The 26620-nt window shown below is 57.4% G+C and carries 22 protein-coding genes, 1 tRNA gene and 1 riboswitch; of the genes, 12 read left to right on the top strand and 11 right to left on the bottom strand.

Annotation, left to right across the window (positions count from 1 at the left end):
• Positions 1–96: 96 nt before the first annotated feature.
• The gene (locus tag JYG33_RS15540) at positions 97–978 is read right to left on the bottom strand and encodes a phosphorylase (protein WP_207873082.1); all 882 of its coding nucleotides are present in this window, start codon (positions 976–978) and stop codon (positions 97–99) included.
• 117 nt (positions 979–1095) lie between these two features.
• Here JYG33_RS15540 and JYG33_RS15535 point away from each other — a divergent pair, with 117 nt between their 5' ends.
• The 4 genes from JYG33_RS15535 to JYG33_RS15520 all read left to right on the top strand — a co-directional run bounded on the left by JYG33_RS15535 (position 1096) and on the right by JYG33_RS15520 (position 3290).
• The gene (locus JYG33_RS15535; RefSeq protein ID WP_094195448.1) at positions 1096–1473 is read left to right on the top strand and encodes a Rid family hydrolase; all 378 of its coding nucleotides are present in this window, start codon (positions 1096–1098) and stop codon (positions 1471–1473) included.
• Positions 1474–1565: 92 nt separating this feature from the next.
• Positions 1566–2060, top strand: coding sequence for a RidA family protein (locus JYG33_RS15530; RefSeq protein WP_207873081.1), 495 nt, complete (start codon positions 1566–1568; stop codon positions 2058–2060).
• A gap of 145 nt (positions 2061–2205) precedes the next feature.
• Positions 2206–2556, top strand: a complete 351-nt coding sequence (locus JYG33_RS15525) for a CidA/LrgA family protein (RefSeq protein ID WP_207873080.1) — start codon at positions 2206–2208, stop codon at positions 2554–2556.
• Positions 2556–3290, top strand: coding sequence for an LrgB family protein (locus tag JYG33_RS15520; RefSeq protein WP_207873079.1), 735 nt, complete (start codon positions 2556–2558; stop codon positions 3288–3290). Before JYG33_RS15525 ends, JYG33_RS15520 begins: the two co-directional genes overlap by 1 nt.
• Positions 3291–3313: 23 nt before the next feature.
• Here JYG33_RS15520 and JYG33_RS15515 read toward each other — a convergent pair whose 3' ends face one another.
• The 4 genes from JYG33_RS15515 to JYG33_RS15500 all read right to left on the bottom strand — a co-directional run bounded on the left by JYG33_RS15515 (position 3314) and on the right by JYG33_RS15500 (position 7054).
• Positions 3314–3931 (bottom strand): trimeric intracellular cation channel family protein, encoded by a 618-nt coding sequence (locus tag JYG33_RS15515; protein ID WP_207873078.1) that lies wholly within the window; start codon positions 3929–3931, stop codon positions 3314–3316.
• 8 nt (positions 3932–3939) lie between these two features.
• A complete protein-coding gene (locus tag JYG33_RS15510) occupies positions 3940–5169 on the bottom strand; it encodes a muropeptide transporter (protein WP_207873077.1) in 1230 nt (409 codons plus the stop codon).
• 17 nt (positions 5170–5186) lie between these two features.
• Positions 5187–5813, bottom strand: coding sequence for a methionine biosynthesis protein MetW (gene metW / locus JYG33_RS15505; RefSeq protein ID WP_207873076.1), 627 nt, complete (start codon positions 5811–5813; stop codon positions 5187–5189).
• The gene (locus JYG33_RS15500) at positions 5810–7054 is read right to left on the bottom strand and encodes a homoserine O-acetyltransferase (RefSeq protein WP_207873075.1); all 1245 of its coding nucleotides are present in this window, start codon (positions 7052–7054) and stop codon (positions 5810–5812) included. Before JYG33_RS15500 ends, metW begins: the two co-directional genes overlap by 4 nt.
• Positions 7044–7122: riboswitch (SAM riboswitch) on the bottom strand. Its footprint overlaps the gene before it by 11 nt.
• A gap of 203 nt (positions 7123–7325) precedes the next feature.
• Here JYG33_RS15500 and JYG33_RS18735 point away from each other — a divergent pair.
• Positions 7326–7601, top strand: coding sequence for a helix-turn-helix transcriptional regulator (locus tag JYG33_RS18735; RefSeq protein WP_207873074.1), 276 nt, complete (start codon positions 7326–7328; stop codon positions 7599–7601).
• On the opposite strand, the gene JYG33_RS15490 is transcribed toward JYG33_RS18735, so the two are convergent.
• On the bottom strand, positions 7531–8061 hold the full coding sequence (locus JYG33_RS15490) for a hypothetical protein (protein WP_207873073.1): 531 nt from the start codon (positions 8059–8061) through the stop codon (positions 7531–7533). The genes JYG33_RS18735 and JYG33_RS15490 overlap by 71 nt on opposite strands.
• A gap of 193 nt (positions 8062–8254) precedes the next feature.
• On the opposite strand from JYG33_RS15490, the gene gshA reads away from it, so the two are divergent.
• Positions 8255–9838 carry a glutamate--cysteine ligase gene (gene gshA / locus JYG33_RS15485; RefSeq protein ID WP_207873072.1) on the top strand — a complete coding sequence of 528 codons (1584 nt, stop codon included), beginning with the start codon at positions 8255–8257 and terminating at the stop codon, positions 9836–9838.
• A 170-nt stretch (positions 9839–10008) separates the two neighbouring features.
• Here gshA and JYG33_RS18730 read toward each other — a convergent pair whose 3' ends face one another.
• A complete protein-coding gene (locus tag JYG33_RS18730; RefSeq protein WP_207873071.1) occupies positions 10009–11085 on the bottom strand; it encodes a trifunctional transcriptional activator/DNA repair protein Ada/methylated-DNA--[protein]-cysteine S-methyltransferase in 1077 nt (358 codons plus the stop codon).
• A 127-nt stretch (positions 11086–11212) separates the two neighbouring features.
• Positions 11213–11962, bottom strand: coding sequence for a 2'-5' RNA ligase family protein (locus JYG33_RS15475; protein WP_207873070.1), 750 nt, complete (start codon positions 11960–11962; stop codon positions 11213–11215).
• Positions 11963–12336: 374 nt separating this feature from the next.
• On the opposite strand from JYG33_RS15475, the gene JYG33_RS15470 reads away from it, so the two are divergent.
• Positions 12337–14397 (top strand): TonB-dependent receptor, encoded by a 2061-nt coding sequence (locus tag JYG33_RS15470; RefSeq protein WP_207873069.1) that lies wholly within the window; start codon positions 12337–12339, stop codon positions 14395–14397.
• Complete coding sequence (locus tag JYG33_RS15465; RefSeq protein WP_207873068.1) at positions 14394–15170, top strand: class I SAM-dependent methyltransferase; 777 nt, start codon at positions 14394–14396, stop codon at positions 15168–15170. Before JYG33_RS15470 ends, JYG33_RS15465 begins: the two co-directional genes overlap by 4 nt.
• Positions 15171–15445: 275 nt before the next feature.
• Here the strand turns inward: JYG33_RS15465 and JYG33_RS15460 are convergent.
• Positions 15446–15520: transfer RNA gene (locus JYG33_RS15460), tRNA-Arg, on the bottom strand.
• Between the two features lie 242 nt (positions 15521–15762).
• Between JYG33_RS15460 and JYG33_RS15455 the strand changes: the two genes are divergently transcribed.
• Positions 15763–16653: a c-type cytochrome gene (locus JYG33_RS15455; RefSeq protein ID WP_207873067.1), complete on the top strand. Its 891-nt coding sequence runs from the start codon at positions 15763–15765 to the stop codon at positions 16651–16653.
• A 238-nt stretch (positions 16654–16891) separates the two neighbouring features.
• Here JYG33_RS15455 and JYG33_RS15450 read toward each other — a convergent pair whose 3' ends face one another.
• Positions 16892–18427, bottom strand: coding sequence for a 3-hydroxyacyl-CoA dehydrogenase (locus JYG33_RS15450; protein ID WP_207873066.1), 1536 nt, complete (start codon positions 18425–18427; stop codon positions 16892–16894).
• A gap of 31 nt (positions 18428–18458) precedes the next feature.
• A complete protein-coding gene (locus tag JYG33_RS15445; RefSeq protein ID WP_207873065.1) occupies positions 18459–19691 on the bottom strand; it encodes a CaiB/BaiF CoA-transferase family protein in 1233 nt (410 codons plus the stop codon).
• Positions 19692–19936: 245 nt separating this feature from the next.
• On the opposite strand from JYG33_RS15445, the gene JYG33_RS15440 reads away from it, so the two are divergent.
• From JYG33_RS15440 to JYG33_RS15430, 3 genes are all read left to right on the top strand, one after another.
• Entirely contained in the window at positions 19937–20908 is a 972-nt protein-coding gene (locus JYG33_RS15440) for a nitronate monooxygenase family protein (protein WP_207873064.1), read from the top strand.
• A gap of 14 nt (positions 20909–20922) precedes the next feature.
• The gene (locus tag JYG33_RS15435; RefSeq protein WP_207873063.1) at positions 20923–21666 is read left to right on the top strand and encodes an enoyl-CoA hydratase-related protein; all 744 of its coding nucleotides are present in this window, start codon (positions 20923–20925) and stop codon (positions 21664–21666) included.
• Between the two features lie 220 nt (positions 21667–21886).
• Entirely contained in the window at positions 21887–26620 is a 4734-nt protein-coding gene (locus JYG33_RS15430; protein ID WP_207873062.1) for a glutamate synthase-related protein, read from the top strand.

The raw sequence follows: 26620 nt of genomic DNA, 5'->3' as shown, positions 1-26620 counted from the left end.
GTTTCTAATTAGTAAATGAAGCATCCAAATAATACTCAAACACACAAATAAAAACCCCGCCGCAGCGGGGTTGACTGTGTTGAGCCGGGTCAGAACTCAAGGATTAGGCGTATTGGCATAGCCCGCCCGAGCAAGAACACCTAAAGGACCAATGTGGCGTACCAAGTCGATTTGCTCGGGGGTACGGACATAAATGCAGCCTGCATACGACAGTGCATTAACTGAAATACCGTCGACCAATTCCATGCTGCGAGGCACCAATAACAACCAGCCCTGACCCACCAACATATTGTGCGGTGGCAGCAAACCATCTTCTCCAGGCACCAGGCCCAATTCATTGCAGGCCGTGCGGTAAGAATTCAAAAGACTGACACTTAGTGCTTCTGGGTCTTTCGTCTCTTGCAAACGCACAAAGCAATGTTCAAACGCCAGCGCTGGGTGTTTATGTGCGCTGCCCGCAGCGGCCTGAGCCGGGAGCTGGTCCAGATACAAGGCCAGCGAACCATTGCTGTCTGCCTGGGGAATCCATTGGGTATGTTTGTGGCGTTGGCTGGCTCCGGCCGGGCCACCACCGTTATAGAAGCCCAGGCCGCCCTGCACGGTCAGAAAGTCCGCCAGAATTCGGAAATCAATATCGCGCAAAGGACTGAGCTGTTCGGAGAAGACCTTATCGGCCAGCACCAGATGCAGATCACAGACCGCAAACTTGTTCAGCACAATATTGTGTGTGCCACTGGCATCGTCCACTGTCAGCGCCGGGGCCGGTGGCAGAAAGGGGTTGAAGTTGGGATCACGCGGCCCGCCTGGAATCGAGACGCTGGCCGCATCTTTTGCCGCCAGAGTGGACACCCAACGCACGAAAAATGTCAGCCCCTGATCCTGCATTAGCTCTTCCTGAGCTTGCACGGGCAACAAATCACCGCTGGCCAGCGCAGCCTGGCTCAGTTGGTCCAGGCGTTGCAAAATTTCCTTGCTCACGTCGTCTCGCTCCTCATTTGAAGTTGTATAGTGACGCCTTATTGTAGGCAAGAGACGCGAATAAACGCGCATTGCTGCCTAGTCCGAATTTTCCACCATCCCTATCAGGAGTACTCCATGTCCGGTATCCGCCGTATTGCCAGCCCACTGCCACTGCCTTTCTCGCGTGCAACTATGGCTGGCGGCTTTCTGTTCCTGTCCGGCCAGATTCCTTACGACGCCCAAGGTGAAGTGGTGCGCGGTTCCATCCAGGACCAGACCCACGCCGTGTTTGACCGCCTGATCGAAGGCCTGGCTCTGGCTGACGCTACCCTGGCTGATGTGGTCAAAGCCACAGTCTGGTTGTCCGATATGGCGCTGTTTGCCGACTTCAACAAAGTCTACGCCGAGCGTTTTGGCGACACCCTGCCTACCCGCTCGCTGGTTGAAGCCAAACTGGCCAAAAGCGTTGACGTCGAAATCGAAGTGCAGGCCTGGCTGGGCGATCGCGCCTAAGCAGCCTTGAGGCCGACGGGCCGTCACACAAATTAACGCGACCCTGCCATAGCTATGGCACACTGAATTCACCTCATCCAAGGAGAGTTCTGATGCGTTTACTTGCTTCGGCCCGTCCCATCTTGCTGGCTTGTTCTGTATTAGGCCTGGGCATCAGTAGTGCCTATGCGGCAGACCCCGGCAAGACCGCAGAACCGACTGCGATCAAACGCTATCTGGGCGATTCAGACATGCCCTTTTCCCGCGCCGTGCAGGCCGGGGACTTTCTGTTCCTGTCCGGGCAAATCCCGCTGAACGAAAAGGGCGAGATTGTGCGCGGCAGTATTGAAGACCAGACCAATGCCACGCTGGACCGGATTGAAGAGACGCTGAAACTGGCCGGTGCCGACCTCAGCCATGTCGTCAAAGCCACGGTCTATCTGTCCGATATTGCCTTGTACGACCAATTCAACAAAACCTATAAAGAACGCCTGGGCAGCAACTTCCCGACCCGTTCTCTGGTGCAGGCCAAATTGGCTGGTGGTGTGGATGTTGAAATCGAATTCCAGGCCTGGATGGGCGCTAAAACCAGTCCCGCCAAACACTGATGCAGGCCACTTACTATAGCTAATTCGATATAAGCAGCCCGCTTACAGTCCGGCTGTCTTGTATGGCACACTAGCACCCTTGGCCAGACCCTTTACCCGCGCCAGGCTTACCGCCTGGCGTTTTCGTGCCTTTACGGAAAATCTCATGATCTACGCGATTACCGCCCTGTTCGCCTTTCAGTTACTAGGCGAAATCCTGGTGCAGACGCTGTCTCTGCCACTGCCAGGCCCCTTGGCTGGCATGTTGCTGCTGGCCGCTGCCCTGTTTATTCGTGGTGGCGTACCTGCCTCCCTGGAGAGCACCGCCAGCGTCATGTTACAGAACCTGATGTTGCTGTTCATACCGGCAGTTGCCGGAGTGATGTTGTATTTTGATCGGGTCGCCGATGAATGGCAGCCCTTTTTGATCGCCACTCTGGGCGGCACCGTCATCACCATGGTGGTCACGGCTGTGGTACTGAATCGTCTGCTTAAAAACCGCCAGGAAGAAGAATAATGACGGACGGACTTTTTCAAATCTGGGTCTTTCTGTCCAGCTCGCCCCTGCTGTGGCTGACCCTGACCTGCTCGATCTATGCAGGCTCAGTGTGGCTTTACCGAAAATCCGGCAGCAGTCCCTTTTTGCTGCCTATTCTGGTTTCGGTCATTGCCATTGTGGCTTTGCTCCTGCTGACACGCACGCCCTACCCCGTCTATTTTGAGGGTGCAAAATTCATCCACTTTCTGATTGGCCCGGCAACAGTGGCCCTGGCCGTGCCGCTCTATAGCCAGTTACGTCAACTGCGCAAGATCTGGAAACCTCTGACCATTGCCTTGCTGATTGGCTCGGTCACCGCTATTTTCAGCACGGTATTGATTGCCTGGGCCTTGGGTGGTTCGGCAGAAACCATCATGTCCGTCGCCCCGCGTTCAGCCACCATGCCTATTGCCATGGCCTTGGCCGAACAGTTCGGTGGACAGCCTTCTCTGGCTGCCGTGGCCGTTGCTATTACCGGGATTGCAGGCACCATCATGGCGCGCCCGCTATTGAATCTGCTGCGTATTGATCGCCCCGAGGCCCGGGGCTTTGCAGTGGGCGTGACAGCACATGCTATTGGCACCGCCCGCGCCTTGCAGGTTCATGAAACCATTGGCGCGTTCTCTGCGATTGGTCTGAGCCTGAACGGCATCATGACAGCCGTCCTGGTGCCCTTCGTGCCCATTGTGTTGCGCTGGTTGGGCGTAGCCTGAGGCTGGAAGCAGGAAAGCTGGCTCTAGCGCCACTCGTCACGGTAGACGAAGCGGGGCATCTGCCAATTGCGGTGCAGAGCCAGCATACGGAAGCTCAAACCAATAATCATGGGGCCCAGCAGGGTCACATAAGGGTGCCAATCCAGATGCTGGGCACCAAGATACAGAGCGCCGGTCAACATGGACACGCTGGCGTACATCTCCTTGCGCAATAGCAAGGGGATGTCATTACACAAGATGTCACGCAAGACACCGCCTGCACAGCCGGTAATCATGCCGCTCAGCAAAACCACGGTAATTGGCAACTTCATTTCCAGAGCGATCTGACAGCCAATAACGGTAAAGACCACCAAACCCATCGCATCCAGCAACAGGAACAGACTGTGCAGACGCCGCATGATGGGCGCGATCAACGCCGTCAGAATCGCCGCTCCGGCGGTAATCCACAGATATTCTGGATGTTGAACCCAGGTCAGCGGGTAATGCCCTAAAAGCACGTCCCGCACGGAGCCGCCACCCAGGGCGGTGACACAGGCAATGGTGCACACCCCCACCCAGTCCATATCACGGCGACCGGCGGCTAAAGCGGCGGTCATGGCCTCGGCAGTAATGGCAATAATGTAGAGAATAAGTAAGAGCATGATATTTTTTAAGCATCAAGCTGTTGAATAAGACTTCGATAGCAACGCAGCATCAGCAAGCCAGGCACAGCGATAAAGACGGTACAAATAAAGAAACCCGGCCAGCCCAAAGACTCCACCAGCACTGGCGTCAAGGGCCCTGCCAAATAGGTGCGCCCCACGGCCGACAAGGCCGACAACAGTGCAAATTGAGTGGCCGAATAGGTCCGATTACACAAAGCCATCAACAGCGCGACAAACGCCGCTGTACCCAGGCCACCACACAGGTTTTCCAGACCGACCACAAAACCCATCAGCCACATGGAGGGCGCGGGCTCAATCGCGATCAGCCAATAGCCCAGGTTGGAGACAGCCTGCAAAATACCGAAAATCATCAAGGCCCGGTAAAGCCCCAGGCGGGCCATGATTGCCCCGCCCATCAAAGCGCCGATCACCGTAGCCGCCAAACCAAACACCTTATTGATCGTGCCAACTTCAGACAAGGTGAAACCAGCGGCCCGAATCAGGAAGGTGGTGGACAAAGCCCCGGCAAAGGCATCGCCCAACTTGTAGAGCACGATCAGCGCCAGGATGCTCCAGGCACCGGGACGGGAGAAAAAATCCGCCAAAGGCGCGACCACAGCTTCAGACAAACTGCGCGGCGGGCGGCTTTGCTCCTGCGGGTCGGGGGAAATCAAGGTTACCAGCGCACACAGCGCCATGAACCCGCCCATCAGGAAATAGGTATTGGACCAACCCAGCCAGCGGTCTGCCAGGATCAGGGCCAGCCCACCGGACACAATCATGGCAATGCGATAGCCCATCACCTTGACCGCGGCCCCCGCGGCCCGCTCGTGCGCCTGCAGCACATCCGTGCAATACGCATCGAAGGCAATGTCCTGCGTGGCCGACAAGAAGGCCACCCACACCGCCAGCAAGGCCAGCGCCGTCAGATTTACGGAAGGGGAAAACAGACCCATGGCCGCAATAGACGCCGCCAACAATAATTGGGTAACTAGTATCCAGCCGCGCCTGCGTCCCATGAAAGGCGGCGCGTAGCGGTCAATCAAGGGAGCCCAGAGAAACTTGAGTGTGTAGGCCGAGCCGACCAGGGTTAGAAACCCGATCTCGGTCAACGATATATTTTCAACCGTTGCCCAAGCCTGCAACGTGCCTGAAACCAGGGCCAGAGGCAGGCCACTGGCGAACCCCAGAATCAGCAAAGGCAAGACTCGGGGACTGGTATAGACACGGGACACGTCAGGCCTTATTAGCGCTAAGCAGCAAGATGAGGGGATTCAAAACGATACATGGCCAAAGTACTGCGCCAACCCCGCAAAAAGCGCACCGTGCTGCTGCCATTGAAGGCTGCACTATCCAGAATACGAACACCCACAGCCTGGGCCAGATCCTGAAAGTCTTTCATGGTGCACAAATGGATGTTGGGCGTGTTGTACCACTGGTAAGGCATTTCGCCGGTTACCGGCATGCGTCCGCGCAAAATGCTCCAGCCATGCGGCCAATAACCGAAGTTAGGAAACGAGACGATACCATACCGCGCCACCCGGGCCATCTCGCGCAGAATGTGCTCGGTATGGTGCATGGACTGCAATGTCTTGGACAGGACGACGGTATCAAACTGCTGGTCGCTGAACAGCGCCAGCCCTTTTTCCAAGTCCTGCTGGATCACGTTGACGCCACGGCGCACCGAGGCAATCACGAACTGATCATTCAGTTCGACACCCGTTCCGACGACCTGGCGCGTATCACGCAGATGCGCCAGCAAGGTGCCATCGTTACAGCCCAGATCCAGCACTCGCGAACCTGGCTCAATCCATTGCGCAATACGCAGCAAGTCCGGTCTTAACATGGCGGAATCCACCTGAGTCTGCAGCTTAGTCATTCTGCCAACACCCCTGTAGTGCGCGTACGCGCGGGCAAGCCCAAATTAGCGGCGATCTGGTCATAGTATCCCTGCACAACGGCATGGTAACGCGGGTCTTCCAGCAAGAAGGCATCATGACCATGTGGTGCATCGATTTCGGCGTAGGTCACCTGACGCTGATTGCGCAGCAAGGCCTGCACAATCTCACGCGAACGCTCGGGCGAGAAACGCCAGTCCGTGGTGAAAGACACCAGCAGGAACTTGGCCAGCACGTTTTCCAGCGCCTTGACCAGGTCCCCCTGGAACTGACGCGAAGGGTCAAAGTAATCCAGCGCCCGCGTAATGATCAGATAGGTATTGGCGTCGAAATAACGCGAAAACTTCTCGCCTTGATAACGCAAATAGGATTCGACCTCGAATTCCACACCGTAGTTGTAGTGGTATTCGCCGCCTTGAGCAGGCGCACGCTGGTTACGGCCAAATTTTTCGGCCATGACGGTATCGGACAAGTAGGTGATGTGGCCCACCATGCGGGCAACGCCCAGACCAGCTTTGGGCACTACACCGTGCTCGTAATAATTACCGCCGTGAAACTGCGGGTCAGACAAAATGGCGCTACGGGCCACTTCGTTAAAAGCAATGTTCTGGGCAGACAGGCGCGGTGTGCTGGCAATAACCACGCAGTTTTCCACGCGCTCCGGGCAGCTAATGGCCCAGCTCAAGGCCTGCATGCCACCTAAAGAACCACCCATAACGGCAGCAAACTTGCGGATGCCGAAGTAGTCCGCCAAACGGGCCTGGGCGCGAACCCAGTCTTCCACCGTCAGAACAGGAAACTCGGAGCCCCAGGGCTTGCCAGTAGCAGGATTGGTACTGGACGGGCCGGTAGAGCCAAAGCAGGAGCCAATATTATTGACGCCAATCACAAAAAAGCGATCCGTATCAACGGCTTTGCCCGGGCCGACCATATTGTCCCACCAGCCTATGCTTTTGGGATCGTCGTCGTAATAACCGGCAACGTGATGCGAGGCGTTCAGTGCATGACACACTAGCACCGCATTGCTGCGTTCTTCGTTCAGGGTGCCGTAGGTTTCGACTGCCAGCTCGTAGCTGGGCAGCACTTGCCCGCTGCGCAGGTGCAGGGGTTCGTCAAAGGCGATAAGTTCGGCATGTACAGGGCCCACGGAACCTTCGGGGATCAATCCGCAGGATGGGCTAAGGGCGCCAGCGTTGGCGCTAGGGACGGAATCAGTGGCCATCAGGACCTCTTTAGCTGGATTTATGGAGCGCCCGCAAGCGGATCAGGCAAATCGGCGCAAAACGTATAAGACAAAATTCTAGCATCGCTGCGGCGCGGCGTCCAAATCGACCAGCCGGGATCGATTCAGAACTCTGGACAAAGGTAATGTCAGCGAAAAGACAATGCTTTGATTTACATCATTATTTTCACGCACATCTGTCTGCCAGCTAAGCTAAATTTGAGTACATTGGCCCGACGTCTACCACGAATGCATGAGGAATGGCTTTACCGTGACGCATTTAACTGCACGCGAGCAGTCCTGCCTGAACTGGGCTGCCCATGGCAAGACTAGCTGGGAAATCAGCATCATCCTGGGCATCACTGAACGCACGATCAACTTCCACTTCCAGAACGCCTACGCCAAGCTTGGCGTCTATAGCCGTCAGGCTGCCATTACCCTGGCCTTGCAACAGCACCTGATCAGCGGCGACCCGGCTAGCGAGCTAGGCCGTCAAAGAACACCTTTGCCTGTGCCGCGTCCGGGGCCTTCCCGGAATCCGTCATAACAAAGCCCTGCACCAGCCAGCCCGGCTCGATGCGGATCATGGCTTCCAGCCGCAAGGCCACCCCGCCCACATCGCGCGTCATGTAAAAGATCTGTCCGGGTAGTGGCAGTTGAATCTGGCTTTTCTCGCTGACTTGCCCATCGGGTATGAACTTCTCGCGCAGAGACTCGTGCAAAGCCTCGTACAAGCGTTGACGAGCGGCCTCGTCCTGCTGCAGTTCTGTAGGCAAAATAACGTGGCCTACGGTATAGCTTTGCCCACCGGCCGTGGCAGTAGTCAGGTAAAAATCCAGCTTGTAGTGCTCGAAATCCAACAGTCGGTGACTGGTGGTTGGTTTGCCCGGCAGCATGGCCGACAAGCCCGTTTGCTCAAGCTGAACCTTGCGCCAGTTAAACTCCGGACTGCAGGCTGCCAACATCAAGAAAGCCGCCAGTACCGCGGTAATGCGCCTGATCATCATGGTGCTAATCCCATATCCCGTTTCATGCTTTTCATCGGCTGGCTGAACAGCCGCCTTATACTCGCCCTGCCTGACACGCCTTTTGGCGCAACTTAACAAAGCAAGCCTGGTCGGACTACTATTTATAGACGGGCCTGCGCCCATTGAACAGTCCCGTATCTTGCACCCGATTTCGAAAGTGGGAAACACCACCATGAACACCAGCCACGAACGCCGCCTTGCCCTGCAACAGAATCCCGAGATTTTGAAGGGAATCTTGCGTGGCATCGAAAAAGAAGGACTGCGCGTCGATGCGCTGGGCCAATTGGCAAATACTCCCCACCCCCAAGCGATTGGTTCGGCCCTGACCAACGGTCATATCACCACCGATTACGCCGAAGCCCTGCTGGAGCTGATTACCGAGCCGCAAGACCGGGTCGAGGACGTGCTGCAGGAACTGGCCGACATCCACACCTTTGTGGCCGGCAAGCTGGACCAGGAAATAATCTGGAACCAGTCCATGCCCGCGCTCTTGCCAGCCGAGAAAGACATTGCCATTGCCTGGTACGGTAAATCCAACACCGGCATGCTCAAGCATGTATACCGACGCGGTCTGGCCGAGCGCTATGGCAAGCCCATGCAGTGTATTGCCGGGGTGCATTACAACTTTTCCCTGCCTGATGGCATCTGGCCTCTGTTGAATGTCTGTGGCGACAATCTGCAAGACCAGCGCTCCAACGGTTACCTGGCGCTGATCCGCAATTTCACCCGCTATTCCTGGCTGCTGATGTACCTGTTTGGTGCCTCGCCCGTGCTGGACGCCAACTTCCTGCAAGGTCGCAGCAACAATCTGGACAAGGTCGACGACGATACGCTGACCATGCCCTGGGCTACCAGTCTTCGCATGAGCGATCTGGGCTATCACAACAAGGAAGCCCAGGCTGAGCTTCAGCTTTGCTACAACGACCTGGACACCTTTGTGATGCGCATGTATCACGCTGCCGTGACCCCTTGGCCCGATTACGAAAAACTGGGCACCCACCGCGATGGCGAATGGATTCAGCTCAACACCCACATTCTGCAAATCGAAAACGAGTACTACTCCAGCATTCGCCCCAAGCGCACCACTCAGCGCAGCGAGCGCCCGGCTACCGCCCTGGCCCAGCGTGGCGTGGAGTACATCGAAGTGCGTTGCCTGGACATCGACCCTGAGTCGCCTACCGGCATTTCCGAGCAGACCTGCCGCTTCCTGGACACCTTCCTGCTGTTCTGTACCGTACAAGACAGCCCCTTCTTCCCGGACGGTGGTTACTGCCAGGACAGCAAGAGCAACTTTGCAACTGTCGTGCGCGAAGGCCGTCGCCCCGGCCTGATGCTGACCAATCAGCAAAAGGAAAGCGTCAGCCTGCAAGACTGGGGCCACGAGATTCTGGAATCTCTGCTGCCCTACGCACAAATGCTGGATCAGGCCCTGAATACCCAAGGTCACACCGAAGCGGTACAAGCCCAAATTCGCAAACTGGAAGACCCGGCACTGACGCCTTCGGCCCAGGTACTGAGCCGTTTGCGTGACACAGGCCTGAGCTTTCACGACTACGCCTTGCAACGCAGCCGCCAGCATCACGAAACCTTGTTGGCTCATCCTTTGCCTGCCGACAAACAAGCCGCTTTCGAGCAACAGGCCAAAGCCTCTTTGCAGGCCCAGATTGATATCGAAGCCCAGGACCAGGAATCCTTTGAGGATTACGTTCAGCGTTACGAACGCAATCTGATTCCTCCTGAAGTGGAAAACAGCTAAGGCCGCTTAAGCCATCCGCATTTCTGAACTGCCCCAAAAGCCGGATCCTTATCCAGGCTTTTGGGGCTTGTTCATTAAGGCTCTTTTGTATTGCGGGATGCGCCTTGTCATCCTGCCCGAGCACGCCAGAACCAACTGTTTGGCCTGAATGCCACCCCATCAGCCCTTGCTTAGCTGGCCATGGCTTGCTTCGCCCTCTTGAGTTCACGCTCAATCTCGATCAAACGCTGTTTACGCCACAAACCGCCCCCATAGCCGGTCAGGGAGCCGTCAGCGCCAATAACGCGATGGCAAGGAATCATCAAGGCAATCTGATTCGCCCCATTCGCCCGCGCCACCGCACGCACGGCGGTCGGCCGCCCTATCTGACGGGCGATCTCGGAATAGCTGCGCGTCTCCCCGGCTGGAATGTCTTGCAAGATCCGCCAGACCTCTTGCGTAAAGGCACTGCCACTGGTCAAAGCCAAGGGGGTATTGAAGCGATCAGAACGCGCTGCGAAATAATCGGCAAGCTCGGCCGCCGCTTGCTCTGAAGGCGGCAGCACACCAATACCAATGCCATCCTTGATCGACGCCTGCAAACGCTTTAGTTCAGCCGGTAAACCTTTGCGGTCCACAAACTCCAGCAAATGCAGATGGCTGTGACTGCTGACCGCAATCATGTCCCCTAAGGGCGTAGAAATCCAGGTGGCTCGCAGCAAGCCATCGGTACGCAACACCGCAGGCGCACAGCCCAACAAACGGGCAAATGCAGTCCGAAACGCACTGGCCGACTCGAAACTGGCCTGATGCTGCGCGGCAATCACATTGCCACCCGTGGCCAGCGTCTCGAAGCCCTCGCGCAAACGACGCTGTCTGGCCATCTCCAGAAAAGTCATGCCAAAGTGCCTTTTGAAGCTGCGGCGTACCGTCGACAGGTCATAGCCCATGCGCTCCAGATGCCCTTCTGACCAGCGCAAACCCGGCTTGGCATCCAGCTCTCGCAACAGGGCGGTGATGGTGGGGTCCTCCAAAGCCGCCGCCTGCAGCGGATGGCATCGCTTGCAAGGTCGAAAGCCTGCCTCGATGCATTCGCCAATCGTGGCATGAAAGGAGCAATGCTCGGCTTTAGGCTTTCTGGCTGGGCAAGTCAGGCGACAAAACACGCCCGTGGAGGACACGCAGACGAAGGCCTGACCGTCGTAGCGTTCATCTCGGCTCAGCAGGGCTGTGTATAGGGTCTGGAAATCGGGAAGATCAAATAGCATGTCGGATTTTTACTCCGAAACACGCAAACGGACAGTCGATTTTCAGGCGTCTATTCCAAGATTGTCAGATTTTTTCCATACAAGCCGCGTCCCATCGCGCTTACGCGGCCTGCATCCTGCAAGCGGGCTATTGACTCACTTGAAGCTGCTTGAGCTTTTTGGAAGCGGTTCCGAACTGACCCAATTGGTAAACCGCTGCCCCGGCTGGGGAAAAGCTAAAGGTCTGGAAGGGCTCGGCCAGCATTTTGTCCAGGTCTGCCTTCAGTGCCACCCCGGTTGTGACGTGCGGTGTGTACTTCTCACCCGATGAATTAAGCGCGAACGTCGACACATAATTAATCAGAACAGGGTCAATCACAGGATCATCCGGCGTTGTGACAAAGGCAGATGAATCACCCGTCTGAACCGTATAAGGGGCAACTGCCGTCAGCAAATCCGCCTGTAGTTTGAGCAGCTCGGGAGTTGGCTTTGCAACAATCCCAGCCAAACCGGTCTCCCCCGTAGGCATATAGAAATACTTAAGCGCCTCAATCCTGAAGTCTTGCACCTTGGACTGCGCCAGCACAGCATTGGCGGCGGCATACACCTTATCCAGATCCGCTGTGCGCACAAAACGCTGAATCACGGTGATATGCGCGCGATGTGCCTCGTCGAGTGCAAACCCGGCAGGATAAAGCTTCAATAAACGCGTATTCGTGGACTGCGCTTTTTCACGCATTAGTGCGTCCGGCTCCAGCAGGATATCAATCGCGGTCACCCCACCTGGCTCGGCAGGCAGCGCTTGCTGTGCGTACCCAAGACCCGACCATAAACCAACGGTTAACCCAATGACACAGGCAAAGCGCAATAAGCGACGCCGACTCAAGATGTGGTTCATCCCTAAACTCCTCAATGATTGGTTAATGCGAGACTTCTCTGATGCCTTGCAGGCTCAGTGCCAGATTCACAGACATGGCCCTGCCGTCTGTTTCTGCACTGGTCACGTCCCCGATATGGATACAGATTTCTCATCACACACATCGTGTTCTACCGAGAGACGAGGCAAGCCCATGCAGCGAAATAGCTCACTTCCAAACATATAGACGAAACGCGCTTGCGAGACTTGCCATATCAAGCCAAAGACGTCATTTCCCCAGACTATTGCAATCACCAATATCGCCAAGCCCCCTCTACTTGAAATGTTTTTTTTATCTAATTAAAAAATTATTGTTATGTTATAACATCTCGAAAATTAACAAACCGGAAGATGAGATGCCTTTCAAGCCACGCCCCTTACCCCTAACCCTGGCCTTACTGCTTTGCGCTTCTGCACACGCTAATGAAATTGAAGATCCTGTCCCCCAGTTGGCCCCTATCCGAATTTCCGCCAGCCCCCTGGCCTTGCGGCAAACAGAACTGGCTACGGCCAGCACGGTCTTGCAAGGCCCCAAACTGGAGCTGCGTCGCAGCGGCACCCTGGGAGAACTGCTGGATGGTGAAGCTGGCATACACGTAGACAGCTTTGGCAGCGGGGCCAGCCGTCCGGTCATCCGTGGCCAGACCGCACCGCGCGTAAAAGTACTTAGCGATGGCGCAGAAGTCATGGATGCCTCGGCCATCTCTCCCGATCACACCATTACGGTAGACACCTGGCAGGCTGAGCGCATTGAGGTATTGCGTGGCCCCTCTGCGCTGCTCTACGGCGGTGGCGCTATTGGTGGCGTAGTCAATGTGCTGGATCGCAAGATCCCCACAGCCATTCCAGAAAAGGGCTTTGAAGGCACTGTTCGCGCCCAAGGCTCCACCGCAGATCGCGGCAAGATGGGGGCCGTAGAAATGACAGCAGGCGAAGGCAATATCGCCCTGCACGTAGAGGGAGCTTCGCATCGCAGCCGCGACTATCGCGTCCCCAACTGGACGGATACTCACGTCAAAGACTCCAATTCCGGCAGTGACACCGGCAGCGTAGGCCTGTCCTTTATCGGGGATCGAGGCTATATCGGTGCAGCCTACTCCTACCGCGAAGACAGCTACGGCCTGCCCGGCCACAGCCACGAATACGAGGACTGCCATCCGCACGGAGCCACCCTGCACTGCGGCGGCCACAGTCACGACCACGGGCATGACCACGATCATGGACACAGCCACGATCACGGCCATGAGCATGAACACTCGGCGACCGCCCACCTGCGTACCCAACGCCTTGATATCCGAGGCGAACTGCGCGATCCCTTGCCCGGCTTCAAACGTGCCCGCCTGCGCGCTGGCACTACCAACTACCAGCATGTAGAAAAAGACGGTGATATTGCTGGCACCCGCTTCACCAACCGCGGCTACGACACTCGCCTGGAGATGGAACACAATCCCTGGGGCCCCTTTGAAGGGGTAATCGGCTTGCAAACCAGCCAGTCTGATTTTGCATCCCGAGACGGCACTGAAAACTTCATCCCACCTACTCGCACTCGCAGCCAAGGCCTGTTCCTGCTGGAGAGCGTGAACTGGGACAATTGGCGTCTAGAGATGGGCGCACGCCAGGAATGGCAAACCGTCACCCCTGACTCGCAAACGCTGGAACGGCGCAAAGGCACCGCCACCTCCTTCTCCCTGGGAACGGTTTGGGACTTTGCACCGGAGTACGCCGCCAGCCTGTCCGTGTCCCGCTCGCAGCGCTTGCCCACGGCACAGGAGCTTTTTGCCAAGGGCGTGCACTTTGCCACCCTCAGCTATGAACGTGGTGACCCGAATCTGGACAAGGAAACCAGCCACAGCGTGGACCTGGGCCTGCAAAAGAACCTGGGGGACCTGCGCTTTGACCTGCGCACCTTCTACACCCGCAGCTCGGGCTATATCTATGGCCGCAGCCTGGACCGTCACGAAGACTTCCAGCTCATCCAGTACAGCCAGGACAAGGCTCAATTCTGGGGCCTGGAAGCCGAAGCCTCCTACCCCGTGACCTCCTGGGCCTCGGTCAGCCTCTACGGCGATCTGGTGCGCGGTAAACTGCGTAATCCTGGCCGCGACCTGCCCCGCATGCCCGCCGCCCGCCTGGGAATCCGGACTGATCTGAACTGGCAAAACTGGTCCGGCTTTGTCGGCTACACCCACACCTTTGCCCAGGACCGTGTGGCCGAACACGAAGAACGTTCGCCGTCTTACGGTTTGTTGAGCATGGGTTTAAGCTACCGCCTGCATCTGGATCAGAACACCTACACCCTGTACCTGCGAGGAAATAACTTGCTGAACAAGCTGGCCTACCGGCACACCTCCTTCATTTCCCGCCAAGCTCCTCTGATGGGGCGCAATATCCTGGCTGGCATACAGGTGGAATTTTGAGCAAAACCGCTATACACACGGGTAGCCGCCTCTACCAGATCGTGGCCGACATGCAGGGCGAGCGTCCCTGGGGCAACTTTCTGGATGCAGGCACCGGTAAAGGTTCACTGCGCTGGCTGCTAACGCTGGAGACAGAACGCTGGACGGCCATTACGGCCTCTCCCGGCATGGCCGAACAAGTCACCCGCGAGCTGGGGGAGCAAAAGCGCCCCGAAGACCGCCTGCTGGTGGGTAACTGGAGCGACCCAGAGTTTTTGCAAGGTGAGCGTTTTGATACGGTCCTGGCCGACTACTTGCTGGGTGCAATCGACGGTTTTGCACCCTACACCCAGGACCAGTTGTTCAGCCGCCTGCGACCGCTTACCGGCCAGCGTCTCTACATTATTGGTCTGGAGCCCTATGTGCCCTACAGCAGCACGGACCCGGCAGGCAAATTGATTGTGGAGATAGGCCGCTTGCGTGATGCCTGCCTGCTGCTGGCAGGCGAGCGCCCGTATCGCGAGTATCCGATGGACTGGGTACTGCGCCATCTGCGGCAATCCGGCTATCGCTGTGTAGATGCGCAACGCTTTGGCATCCGTTATGGCGACAGCTTCATCCACGGTCAGTTAGATATGTGCGATGGGCGCTTGCGTCGCCTGAAGGACCGTAACCTGGCGATGGCTTTGTCCGAGCATGTCCAGGCTTTACGTCAGCAAGCCCTGGCTTTGAATCAGACCCTGGGTGGTCTGCGTCATGGGCATGACTATGTGATTTGTGCTGAAGCTATTTAAAACCAGAAAGCTGCTCAGGAAATAGGCAAAGGGGCTTCGGCCCCTTTGCCTATTTGCCATCACAATGCAGGCCAATGTGATTATTTCGTCCTAGGCCAAATGATCGAGATCAATAATTAGCCGACTGCATCGGAACGATTCATGAGGCCGCATTTTGGCAAACAACAGACACAAAAAAAGCAGCCTTTGGCTGCTTGCATCGCGACGACTCGTAACTGGAAATACACACCAGGTCTTGAAAAACGCCCCTAAAGAGCCGTATAAACAAAGAATTCTGGCGCGTCCGACAGGAATCGAACCTGTATCGAGGGCTTCGGAAACCCTAATTCTATCCATTGAACTACGGACGCCAAGCTCGCTATTGTAGCGCGAGTTTGAAGTTTTTTTCAGCATCTATCCGGCAATTATGCGTGCGCTAAATCAAGAGTCAGATACAAGAGCGATACACTCCGCTATAATCCATGGTTGCGCGATCTGGGTCGGTGGCTTGGTAGACACGTCCTTGCGCACACCCATTAGGTAGGCGCAAGCCTTTATTGGTGGCCTTAAAGGCCCTCCCGTCATTTCTTGTACGAACTCGCAGGATCCGATAATGAGCAACACGGAACAAAAACCCGAAGAACACAACGAGGGTCACTCAGCCATGATCAAAACCCCTAAACAATTGCTTGTGACCGTGGCTCTGGCTTTCTTGGTGCCCATCGCGATTATTGTCATGCTGGTCAGCCTGGTGACATCCACCATGGGCGCTGGTGCTGGCTCCGCCGCCCTGTCGCCTGAAGCCATTGCTGCCCGCATTCAGCCTGTTGCCGGTTTCAAACTGGTTGACGCCAACGCCGTTAAAGAACTGAAGACTGGCCAGCAAGTGTACGAAACCACCTGTACCGCCTGTCACGGCGCCGGTGTGGCCGGTGCGCCCAAATTTGGCGACAAGGGTGCCTGGGGCGAGCTGATCAAACTGGGCCAGGACGAACTGGTCAAGAACGCTATTCACGGTATCCGTGCCATGCCTGCCAAGGGTGGCAATCCTTCGCTGGACGACATCGAAGTGGCTCGTGCTGTTGCTTACATGGCTAATGCTGCTGGCGCTGACTTCAAAGAACCTGAAGCTCCTGCTCCAGAAGGCGAAGAAGCTGACGCCAAACCTGAAGCAAGCGCTGCTGCAGACACCAAGCCCGCCGAGGCCCCTGCTGCTGACGCTCCTAAAGCCACTGAAACCGCTGCTGCGGACGACTCCAAAGTCGACCCAGCCGGTATCAAGCTGTACGACACCATTTGCTTTGCCTGTCACGCCGCCGGTATTGCCGGTGCACCCAAGTTTGGCGATCAAGCAGCCTGGAAGCCATATATCGAATCCGGTATGGACACTATGGTTCAAAAAGCCATTCACGGTGTAGGCGCCATGCCTCCACGCGGCGGTTCGCAAGCCTCTGACGACGAAATCCGTGCTGCTATTCAGCACATGGTTAACGCCGCCAAGTAAGCATTGGCCCAAGGCTCTGTCCCAGTACAGAGCCTGCGAATACAAAAAGCCCGATGAAGACTCATCGGGCTTTTTCTTTGCCTGAAGCTGTTTGCAGATGACTGATACAGGAACTACCCCCTCCTGACAATAAAAAAGCCTGAGTCCGGTGTCATCCGATACTCAGGCTGTCTGTCTGATCCACCTCTAAAACGCTCTATAAAGCCTCATAAAGCGTCCAGAAGAGCAATCTGGGGCTTTATTGCGCCTTGCACTGCGCCAAGGCCGTCAGGGACATACCCAGTTGGACACGGCGTTGCAGCCAAGGGCTGGCGCGGTAGCGCATATCGCCCGTCACGGCTTGCAGCGTGTTCAGCACATCCAGCAAGTCACGCGAACCAATGGCATCGCCCATGGACAGCGGGCCATTGTGCGGATAACCCAGCCCCAGACGCACAGCAGCGTCGATGTCGGACGGTGTGGCAATCTGCTGCTGAGCGATATCGCTGGCGATGTTCACGATGGTGGCGACCAAACGCTGAGCCACAAAACCAGCGGAATCTTCGATCACGCTGACAGCCGTACCATCGCTGGCCAACATGGCCCAGGCCTGATCACGCCATTCGGGTGTGGTCGCTGCCGAGCACATCAGCACACGGCGACGGCCTTTTTCCAGACCAAACAAGGTATCCAGCGCCACGGTACGGGCTGGGTCCAGGCCATGCAAGGACACCAAAGTCGCCACGTCTTCACCGTAAGGCGTCAACAGAATCAGCGCATCAGCAGGTGGCTGATCGCCTTCCACAACTTTCACACCCAGCTCGTTCAGCAATTGCAGTGCGCGAGCCTGGCCTTGTTCGTGGTAAGGCGAGACCCACACGGGTGCAAAGGACGTTACAGCAGGAACAGCAGGCTCTTGAGGAAGCTGTTTCTTGCCATCCTCATACTTGTAGAAACCTTCGCCATTCTTGCGACCAAACAGCTTGCCCGCGTGACGCACGGCGGTAATGGGCGAAGGACGGAAGCGAGGCTCATCGTAAAACTGACGGTAAATGGATTCCATGACCGGGTGCGAGACGTCCAGCGCGGTCAGATCCAGCAGCTCGAAGGGGCCCATGCGGAAACCGGCTTGCTCACGCATGATGGCGTCGATCTGGTAGAAAGGTGCAACACATTCCTGGGCAATTTTCAGGCCCTCAATGTTCATGCCACGACCGGCGTGGTTCACGATAAAGCCGGGCATATCCTTGGCGCGCACAGGCGTGTGGCCCATATCACGGGATACTTGCATCAGGGCATCACCCACTTCGGGCGAAGTACGCAGGCCATCAATCACCTCAACCACTTTCATCAAGGGAACGGGATTGAAGAAGTGATAGCCAGCCACACGCTCGGGGTGACGGCAAGCCTGGGCAATGGCGGTAATAGACAAGGAAGATGTATTGGAGGCCAGCACACAATCTGCCGACACAATTTCTTCCAGTTGCTGCAGCAAGCCTTGCTTGACGTCCAGACGTTCCACAATGGCTTCCACCACCAGATCAGCGGGAGCCAGGGCCTGCAAATCTGTGGCAATTTGCAGGCAGGCTGTTGCCGATGCGACCTGCTCGGCCGTCATGCGGCCTTTTTCTTGCAAACGACTCCAGACGGCATGTACATCCGCCAAAGCCGCCTTGACCGAGTCCGCATTCAGGTCATATAGCAAGACCTGCTTGCCAGCCTGGGCAGCAATCTGGGCAATGCCCCGTCCCATAGCACCTGCGCCAACAATAGCGATGGTTTGTATCTGTTTCATGATTCACAACCTGATCGAAAAGCAATAAAAATTAAGCCTGTTCGCCCGAGTCTGGCACCAGTGCCTCGACCTCATCAGGCGACAAGTCCAGCACGCGTGCCAGGATCTCGCGAGTATGTTCACCCAAGCGCGGCGGCGCACGGCGATACTGCACGGGCGTGGCCGACAGCCGCAAGGGGCTCGCCACCGAAGGCACTGTGCCACCCTGTTCCGTTGGCAAATCCAGACGCAAGCCTCGAGCCACCACCTGCGGATCCTGATAAACCTGTTCCATCGTATTGATGGGACCCGCCGGAATACCCACTGCTTCCAGCGCCTGCAACCAGCTATCGCGTGTCCGGCTCAACATGGCCTGCGCCAACATGGGCACCAGCTCATCCCTGTGCATGACACGTCCGGCATTGCGCGCAAAACGGGGATCATCAGCCCACTCGGGGTGGCCCAGCTCCTGCGCAAAACTGCGAAACTGGGCATCGTTGCCCACCGCCACAATCAAGTGCCCGTCACTGGCTTCAAAGACCTGATACGGCACCAGATTCTGGTGCGCATTACCGGGCCGCTGCGGCGCCTGTCCGGTACACAAGTAATTCATATTCTGGTTGGCCATCATGGCCACCTGACAATCCAGCAAGGCAATATCCAGATGCTGGCCCAGACCACTGCGATAACGCTCTACTACAGCAGCCAGCACGGCCACCGTGGCGTACATACCGGTCATGACATCAGCCACGGCCACACCCGCTTTTTGCGGCTCGCCACCGGGTTCTCCTGTCAGGGACATCAAACCGCCCAGACCCTGGATCATGAAGTCATATCCTGGCCGACTTGCATAGGGGCCGGTCTGCCCAAATCCGGTAATCGAACAATAAATCAGGGCCGGGTTGATGGCTTGCAGGCTTTCATAGTCCAGCCCGTACTTTTTCAGGCCACCGACTTTGAAGTTTTCCACCAGAATATCGCAGCGGCTGACAAGCTGACGCACCACATCGGCACCTTGTGCAGTGCCAATATCCAGAACAATAGACTCTTTATTACGGTTGGCGGCCCCAAAATAGGCGGCATCTTCCGTGTCCGCTCTGTGACCATCCTGCAAATACGGTGGCCCCCAACCACGGGTATCGTCTCCGGCACCCGGACGCTCGACCTTGATGACTTCCGCACCCAGATCAGCCAGGTTTTGTGTACACCAGGGCCCGGCCAGCACGCGCGTCAAGTCCAGAACACGCAATCCCGCCAAGGGCGCTTTTCGTTCAGTCGTGGTCATAGCAGACAAAAATCCTTCAAGTGGCTCATTGTGCACTACGTCTTCTTAGTCCGGTCTACGGACAGAAAAAGTGCTCAAACAATGGTCATTTTCGAGCCTGGAGAAATTTGTGCAGCGCACCAAGCCGGGCTACGATAAACCATCCTAGAATAGGTGACGATAGATTATCAGCGGCAGATCTTCCTTGCAGGACCCCACCCCATCAAGAGGCGGGGCACATCATTCCATAACAGGAGACCGACCTTATGCCATCGGCATTAACGCAGAAGCTTTATCAATCTATGACCCTGCCCGTGATGGCAGCGCCCATGTTCATTGTCTCGAACCCCGCCCTGGTGATTGCGCAATGCGCCAGCGGCATTATTGGTTCAGTCCCCGCCTTGAATGCCCGCCCTCAGGAAAAGCTCAAGGACTGGTTGGACGAGATCGACAACACCCTGGGTGAATTGCGTGAGCGCCATCCCGAGCGCCGCATCGCCCCCTACGCCATCAACCACATCATCCACCAGTCCAACGACCGCCTGGAACAGGATTTGATGGTGTGTGCAGATCACAAGGTGCCGCTGGTCATTACCAGCCTGCGCGCCCCTCAGGACATCGTGCCGCATGTGCACGCCTGGGGCGGCAAGGTTTTCCATGACGTGACCACTCTGCGTCACGCTGAAAAAGCACTGGAAGCGGGTGTAGACGGCCTGATCGTGGTGGCTGCCGGTGCCGGTGGCCACGCAGGAACGCTCAGCCCCTTTGTGCTGGTCAACGAAATCCGCCAGATTTTTGACGGCCCTATTGCTTTGTCCGGTGCCATGAGCCGTGGGCGCGACATTCTGGCCGCCCAAGCCATGGGCGCGGATATGGCCTATATCGGCACCCGTTTCATTGCCAGTACCGAAGCCAATGCCTCCGACGATTACAAGAACATGATCGTCAAAGGCCGTGCCGCCGATATCGTCTACACGCCGCTATTCACCGGCATCCCCGGCAACTACCTGAAAGACAGCATCCGCGCTGCAGGCCTGGACCCGGACAAGCTGGACGCCGAAAAGAATGCCGACACCGCCTTTGGTTCAGGCATGAGCAAGGCCTGGCGCGATATCTGGGGTGCTGGCCAGGGCATTGGCGGCATTGATTCGATCGAGCCCACAGCCGACATCGTGGCCCGCCTGCATCGCGAATACCAGGAAGCCAAGGCTGCCCTGCTGGCCTCGCCCTTCGCCTGAAACGGGAGCACGCCATGATACGTACCCATGACGCCGGCCATTGGCTGGAAGTCACTCTGGATCGCCCGGAGCGACGCAACGCCCTGACCGGCCCCATGTACGAAGAGCTGGCCGACATCATCGACCAGGCCGATCAGAACCAGAAATATCGTGCCCTGATTCTGAGCGGCGCAGGCGAGCACTTCTGTGCCGGTAACGACATTTCCGAGCTGTCCAATGTGCGCAACAACGACATGCCACCGCCGATCAAGTTCCTGCGCAGCCTGGTCAAAGCCGACATCCCTTTGATCGTGGCCGTAGAAGGCCACGCCGTGGGAATTGGCGTGACTTTGCTGCTGCACGCGGACTTTGTCTACGCGGCCCGCGATGCACGCCTGCGCATGCCCTTCACCGCACTGGGTCTGTGCCCGGAAGGCGCATCCAGCCACCTTCTGGCCCAGTACGTGGGCCAACGCCGTGCCAATGAATGGCTGCTGCTGTCCAAAGCCTTCAGTGCCGAGCAAGCCATGGAAGATGGCCTGCTGACAGAGCTGACCGACCACGGCAACAGTCTGGAAGCAGCACGAGCCTGCGCCCATGCACTGGCCGAACAACCTCCCATTGCCCTGCGCACCAGCAAGCGCCTGCTGCGTGAACCACAACGCGAGGTTTTGCTGGACGTGCTGGAACGCGAGCGCAAGTTGTTTGCTCAACTGCTGGACGGCGAAGAAGCGCTGCAAATCCTGGGGCAAATGAGCCAGAACCGCAGCGGCAAATAACGCTGCTTTCTGGGGGATCGCTGCGCAAAACTGCATGTGCAGCGATCTTGCCACAGTACCCCCTGAACATACGGGGTAATAAGGGGCCTGTCAGTGCAGGCCCCAAATTTTTTTTACCGTATCCGCAAAAATTTCTTGCGTGCAAAAAAAAAATCGCTGTATTTTATTTTTTGCGCTGCAACAAATGCACCGCTTTAACACGTTCTTTGCGGATACGCCCATGACACACTCCTGTCCCCCCCAAGCCCAAGGCTTGTACCTTCCCGCTAACGAACACGACGCCTGTGGCGTCGGATTTATCGCACACATCAAAGGCCAGGCGAGTCACGCCATCATCACCCAAGGCCTCAAAATCCTGGAAAACCTTGATCACCGCGGCGCTGTAGGCGCTGACCCCTTGATGGGCGACGGTGCAGGCATTCTGATCCAGATCCCCGACCAGCTTTACCGCGAAGAAATGGCCGCCCAGGGCGTCACCTTGCCGCCCCCCGGCGAGTACGGCGTGGCGATGGTCTTTCTGCCCAAAGAAACCGCATCCCGTCTGGCCTGTGAACAGGAGCTGGAGCGAGCAGTCCGGGCGGAAGGCCAGCACATGCTGGGCTGGCGTGACGTACCGGTGGACAGCAGCATGCCCATGTCGCCCACGGTCAAGGCCAATGAGCCAGTGATTCGTCAGTTGTTCATCGGTCGCGGTCCCGATGTGATGGTGCCTGATGCGCTGGAGCGCAAGCTGTACGTGATTCGCAAGACCGCCAGCCACGCCATCTACCGCATGGATCTGGCTCATGGCCAGGAATACTTTGTGACCTCGGCCTCGGTGCGTACCATCGTCTACAAAGGCTTGTTGCTGGCCGATCAGGTTGGCCGCTACTACCGCGATCTGGCTGATCCACGCGCCTGTTCTGCCCTGGCTCTGGTACACCAGCGCTTTTCCACCAACACCTTCCCCGCCTGGCCTCTGGCCCACCCTTACCGCCTGATCGCCCACAACGGCGAGATCAACACGGTACAGGGCAACTTCAACTGGCTGCGTGCCCGTGAAGGCGCCATGGAATCCGCCGTACTGGGTTCGGACCTGCAAAAGCTCTACCCCATCGTGTACGAAGGTCAGTCCGACACGGCCACCTTCGACAACTGCCTGGAACTGCTGGTGATGGCCGGTTATTCCCTGCCTCACGCCATGATGATCATGATGCCCGAGGCCTGGGAGCAGCACGCCGAGATGGACGAGAGCCGTCGCGCCTTCTACGAGTACTACGCAGCCCAGATGGAACCCTGGGATGGCCCCGCTGCCATCGCCTTTACCGACGGCCTGCAAATCGGCGCCCTGCTGGACCGCAATGGCCTGCGTCCCGCCCGCTACATCATCACGGACGATGACATGATTGTGCTGGCTTCTGAAGCCGGTACCCTGCCTATTCCCGAGCACCGCATTGTCAAGAAATGGCGCCTGCAACCGGGCAAAATGCTGCTGATCGATCTGGAGCAAGGCCGCATCATTGACGATGCAGAGATCAAATCCCAGTTGGCCAACACCCACCCCTACAAGCAGTGGATTGAACGCCTGCGCTTGCGCCTGGACTCCCTGCCCAGCGTGCCTGGCGTACGCCCGCAACTGGCCTCCCGCGATTTGCTGGATCAGCAACAAGCCTTTGGCTGGACCCAGGAAGACATCAAAGTCGTGCTGCAGCCCATGGCCAGCAAAGGCGAAGAAGCCACTGGCTCCATGGGCAACGACGCGCCCCTGGCCGTGCTGTCCGACAAGTCCAAATCCTTCTACAACTACTTCCGTCAACTCTTTGCCCAGGTCACCAACCCGCCTATCGACCCGATCCGGGAACAGATGGTGATGTCGCTGGTGTCCTTCATCGGTCCCAAACCCAATCTGCTGGACATCAATAACGTCAACCCGCCGCTGCGTCTGGAAGTCTCCCAGCCCGTGCTGAGCCCGTCTGACATGAACCAGATCCGGCGCATTGAAGCGGCCAGCAATGGCAAATTCCGCAGCCAGGAACTGGACATCATTTACCCCGGCGCATGGGGCCCGGAAGGCATTGAAGCCAGCGTCGCCGCCCTGTGTGCCCGTGCGGCTGACGCCGTGCGCGACGGCTACAACATCCTGATCCTGACAGATCGCCGTTGCGATGCCGAGCATGTGGCCATCCCCGCCCTGCTGGCAACCTCCGCCATTCATCAGCACTTGATCCGCAACGGCCTGCGTACCCGCACCGGCCTGGTCGTGGAAACCGGCTCGGCCCGCGAGGTACATCACTTTGCCCTGCTGGGTGCCTATGGTGCCGAAGCCATGCACCCCTGGCTGGCCTTTGAAAGCCTGCAACATCTGGCCCAGGACCCCATCAACCAGATCGAAGCATCTTTGGCCGAGAGCTACTACATCAAAGCCATCAACAAGGGCTTGTACAAGGTCATGTCCAAAATGGGCATCTCCACCTACATGTCCTACACCGGCGCACAGATTTTCGAGACCATCGGCCTGTCGCATTCGCTGGTGGACAAGTACTTCGTGGGCACCTCCTGCCCGGTTGAAGGGATTGATATCTTCACCGTGGCCGAAGAAGCCTTGCGTCAGCACCGCGCCGCTTATGGCAAAGATCCTGTACTAGAAAACCATCTGGAAGCCGGTGGCGAATATGCGGTACGCGTCCGTGGTGAAGACCATATGTGGACAGCCGATTCCATCGCCAAGCTGCAACACGCCACCCGCAGCCAGAACTACAGCACCTACAAGGAATACGCCCAGCTCATCAACGACCAAAGCCGCCGTCACATGACTCTGCGCGGCCTGTTCGAGCTGCGTCTGGACCCGGCTCAGGCCATTCCTCTGGAAGAAGTGGAGCCTGCCAGTGAAATCGTCAAACGCTTCGCGACAGGTGCCATGTCGCTGGGTTCGATTTCTACCGAGGCCCATGCCGTACTGGCCGTGGCCATGAACCGGATTGGCGGCAAGTCCAATACCGGCGAAGGCGGCGAGGACGAGCTGCGCTATCAGCATGAAATGCAGCACGGTAAAAGCGGTATCCGCAAAGGCGACACCTTGGCCAGCGTCTTGGGCCAGGATCGCGTCTATGCCGACATTGAGCTGCAAGAAAACGATTCGCTGCGCTCGCGCATCAAGCAAGTCGCGTCTGGCCGCTTTGGTGTATCCGCCCAATATCTGTGCAGTGCCGATCAAATCCAGATCAAAATGGCGCAGGGTGCCAAACCCGGCGAAGGTGGTCAGCTACCCGGTCACAAAGTATCCGAGTACATCGCCAAGCTGCGTTACTCCGTCCCTGGTGTGGGCCTGATTTCGCCCCCACCACACCACGACATTTACTCCATTGAAGACTTGGCTCAACTGATTCACGACCTGAAAAACGTGAATACCCAGGCCGACATTTCCGTAAAGCTGGTCTCCAAAGTCGGTGTCGGTACAGTGGCTGCCGGTGTAGCCAAAGCCAAAGCCGATCACATTGTGATTGCAGGCCACGATGGCGGTACCGGTGCCTCGCCCCTGTCCTCCATCAAGCATGCCGGTACGCCGTGGGAACTGGGCCTGGCTGAAACCCAGCAAACCCTGTTGCTGAACCGCTTACGCAGCCGCATCCGCTTGCAAGCAGACGGCCAGATGAAAACCGGCCGCGATGTCGTGATTGGTGCGCTGCTGGGCGCGGATGAATTCGGCTTTGCCACCGCCCCGCTGGTCGTGGAAGGCTGCATCATGATGCGCAAATGCCATCTGAACACCTGTCCGGTAGGTGTGGCCACCCAGGACCCGGTGTTGCGCAGCAAGTTCAAAGGCAAGCCCGAGCACGTGGTCAATTACTTCTTCTTCGTCGCCGAAGAAGTGCGCGAGCTGATGGCCAAACTGGGCGTGCGTCACTTTGACGATCTGATCGGACGCAGCGACTGGCTGGACATGCGCACGGGCATTGAACACTGGAAAGCCCGTGGCCTGGACTTCTCGCGCCTGCTGCACAAAGTTGAGAACGAAGAATCCCCACGTCAGATCGCTACTCAGGATCATGACCTGGAGCACACGCTGGACCGCCAACTGATCGAACGCAGTGCTGTCACCCTGAATCAGGGCACACCGCTTTCCTTTATCACGCCGGTACGCAATCGCAACCGCAGTGTGGGTGCGATGCTCTCGGGCGTATTCACCAAGAAATACGGCCACCAGGGACTGCCGGACGATAGCCTGCATATTCAGTGCAAAGGCACGGCAGGCCAGAGTTTTGCCGCCTTCCTGGCACAAGGCATCACCCTGGACCTGGTGGGCGAAGCCAACGACTACGTAGGCAAAGGCCTGTCCGGCGGCCGCATCATCGTGCGTTCGCCCAACGACTTCCGTGGCTACGGCCCCGATCACATCATCGTGGGTAATACCGTGCTTTACGGTGCCCTGGCAGGTGCCGCCTACTTCAACGGCGTGGCCGGTGAGCGTTTCGCTGTGCGTAACTCCGGTGCCAGTGCCGTTGTAGAAGGTGTGGGCGATCACGGTTGCGAATACATGACAGGCGGCACCGTCGTGGTACTGGGCGAAGTGGGCCGCAACTTTGCGGCTGGTATGTCCGGTGGCGTGGCCTATGTCTGGGACCCACAGCGTCGCCTGCAACTGCGCTGCAACCCCGGCATGGTGGATCTGGAGCCCGTCCTGAGCAAGGCCGAGCAAGAGATGAACAGCAGCATGGCCCAGTGGCACAGCCGCACTCCACAAGGCGAGCGTCAGACCGACGATGCCATCTTGCAAACCCTGGTCCAGGAACACTTCAAGGCCACCGGCAGCTTCCAGGCCCGTGAGCTCTTGAAAGACTGGGACAGCGCCCGCTCACAGTTCGTCAAAGTCATTCCACGCGAGTACCGCCGTGCATTGAGCGAACTGTGGCAAGGCCCGCAAGCGAGCAAAGCCGCGCCCAAAAGCAGTAAAACCCGCCGTTCGGCTTCGGCCTGA

The sequence above is a fragment of the Alcaligenes sp. SORT26 genome (genome assembly GCF_017377875.1).
In the GTDB taxonomy this organism is placed as follows: Bacteria; Pseudomonadota; Gammaproteobacteria; order Burkholderiales; family Burkholderiaceae_B; genus Alcaligenes; species Alcaligenes parafaecalis.
Note: the sequence above shows the minus strand (reverse complement) of the source record. Positions and strands in the feature narration are given on the sequence as shown.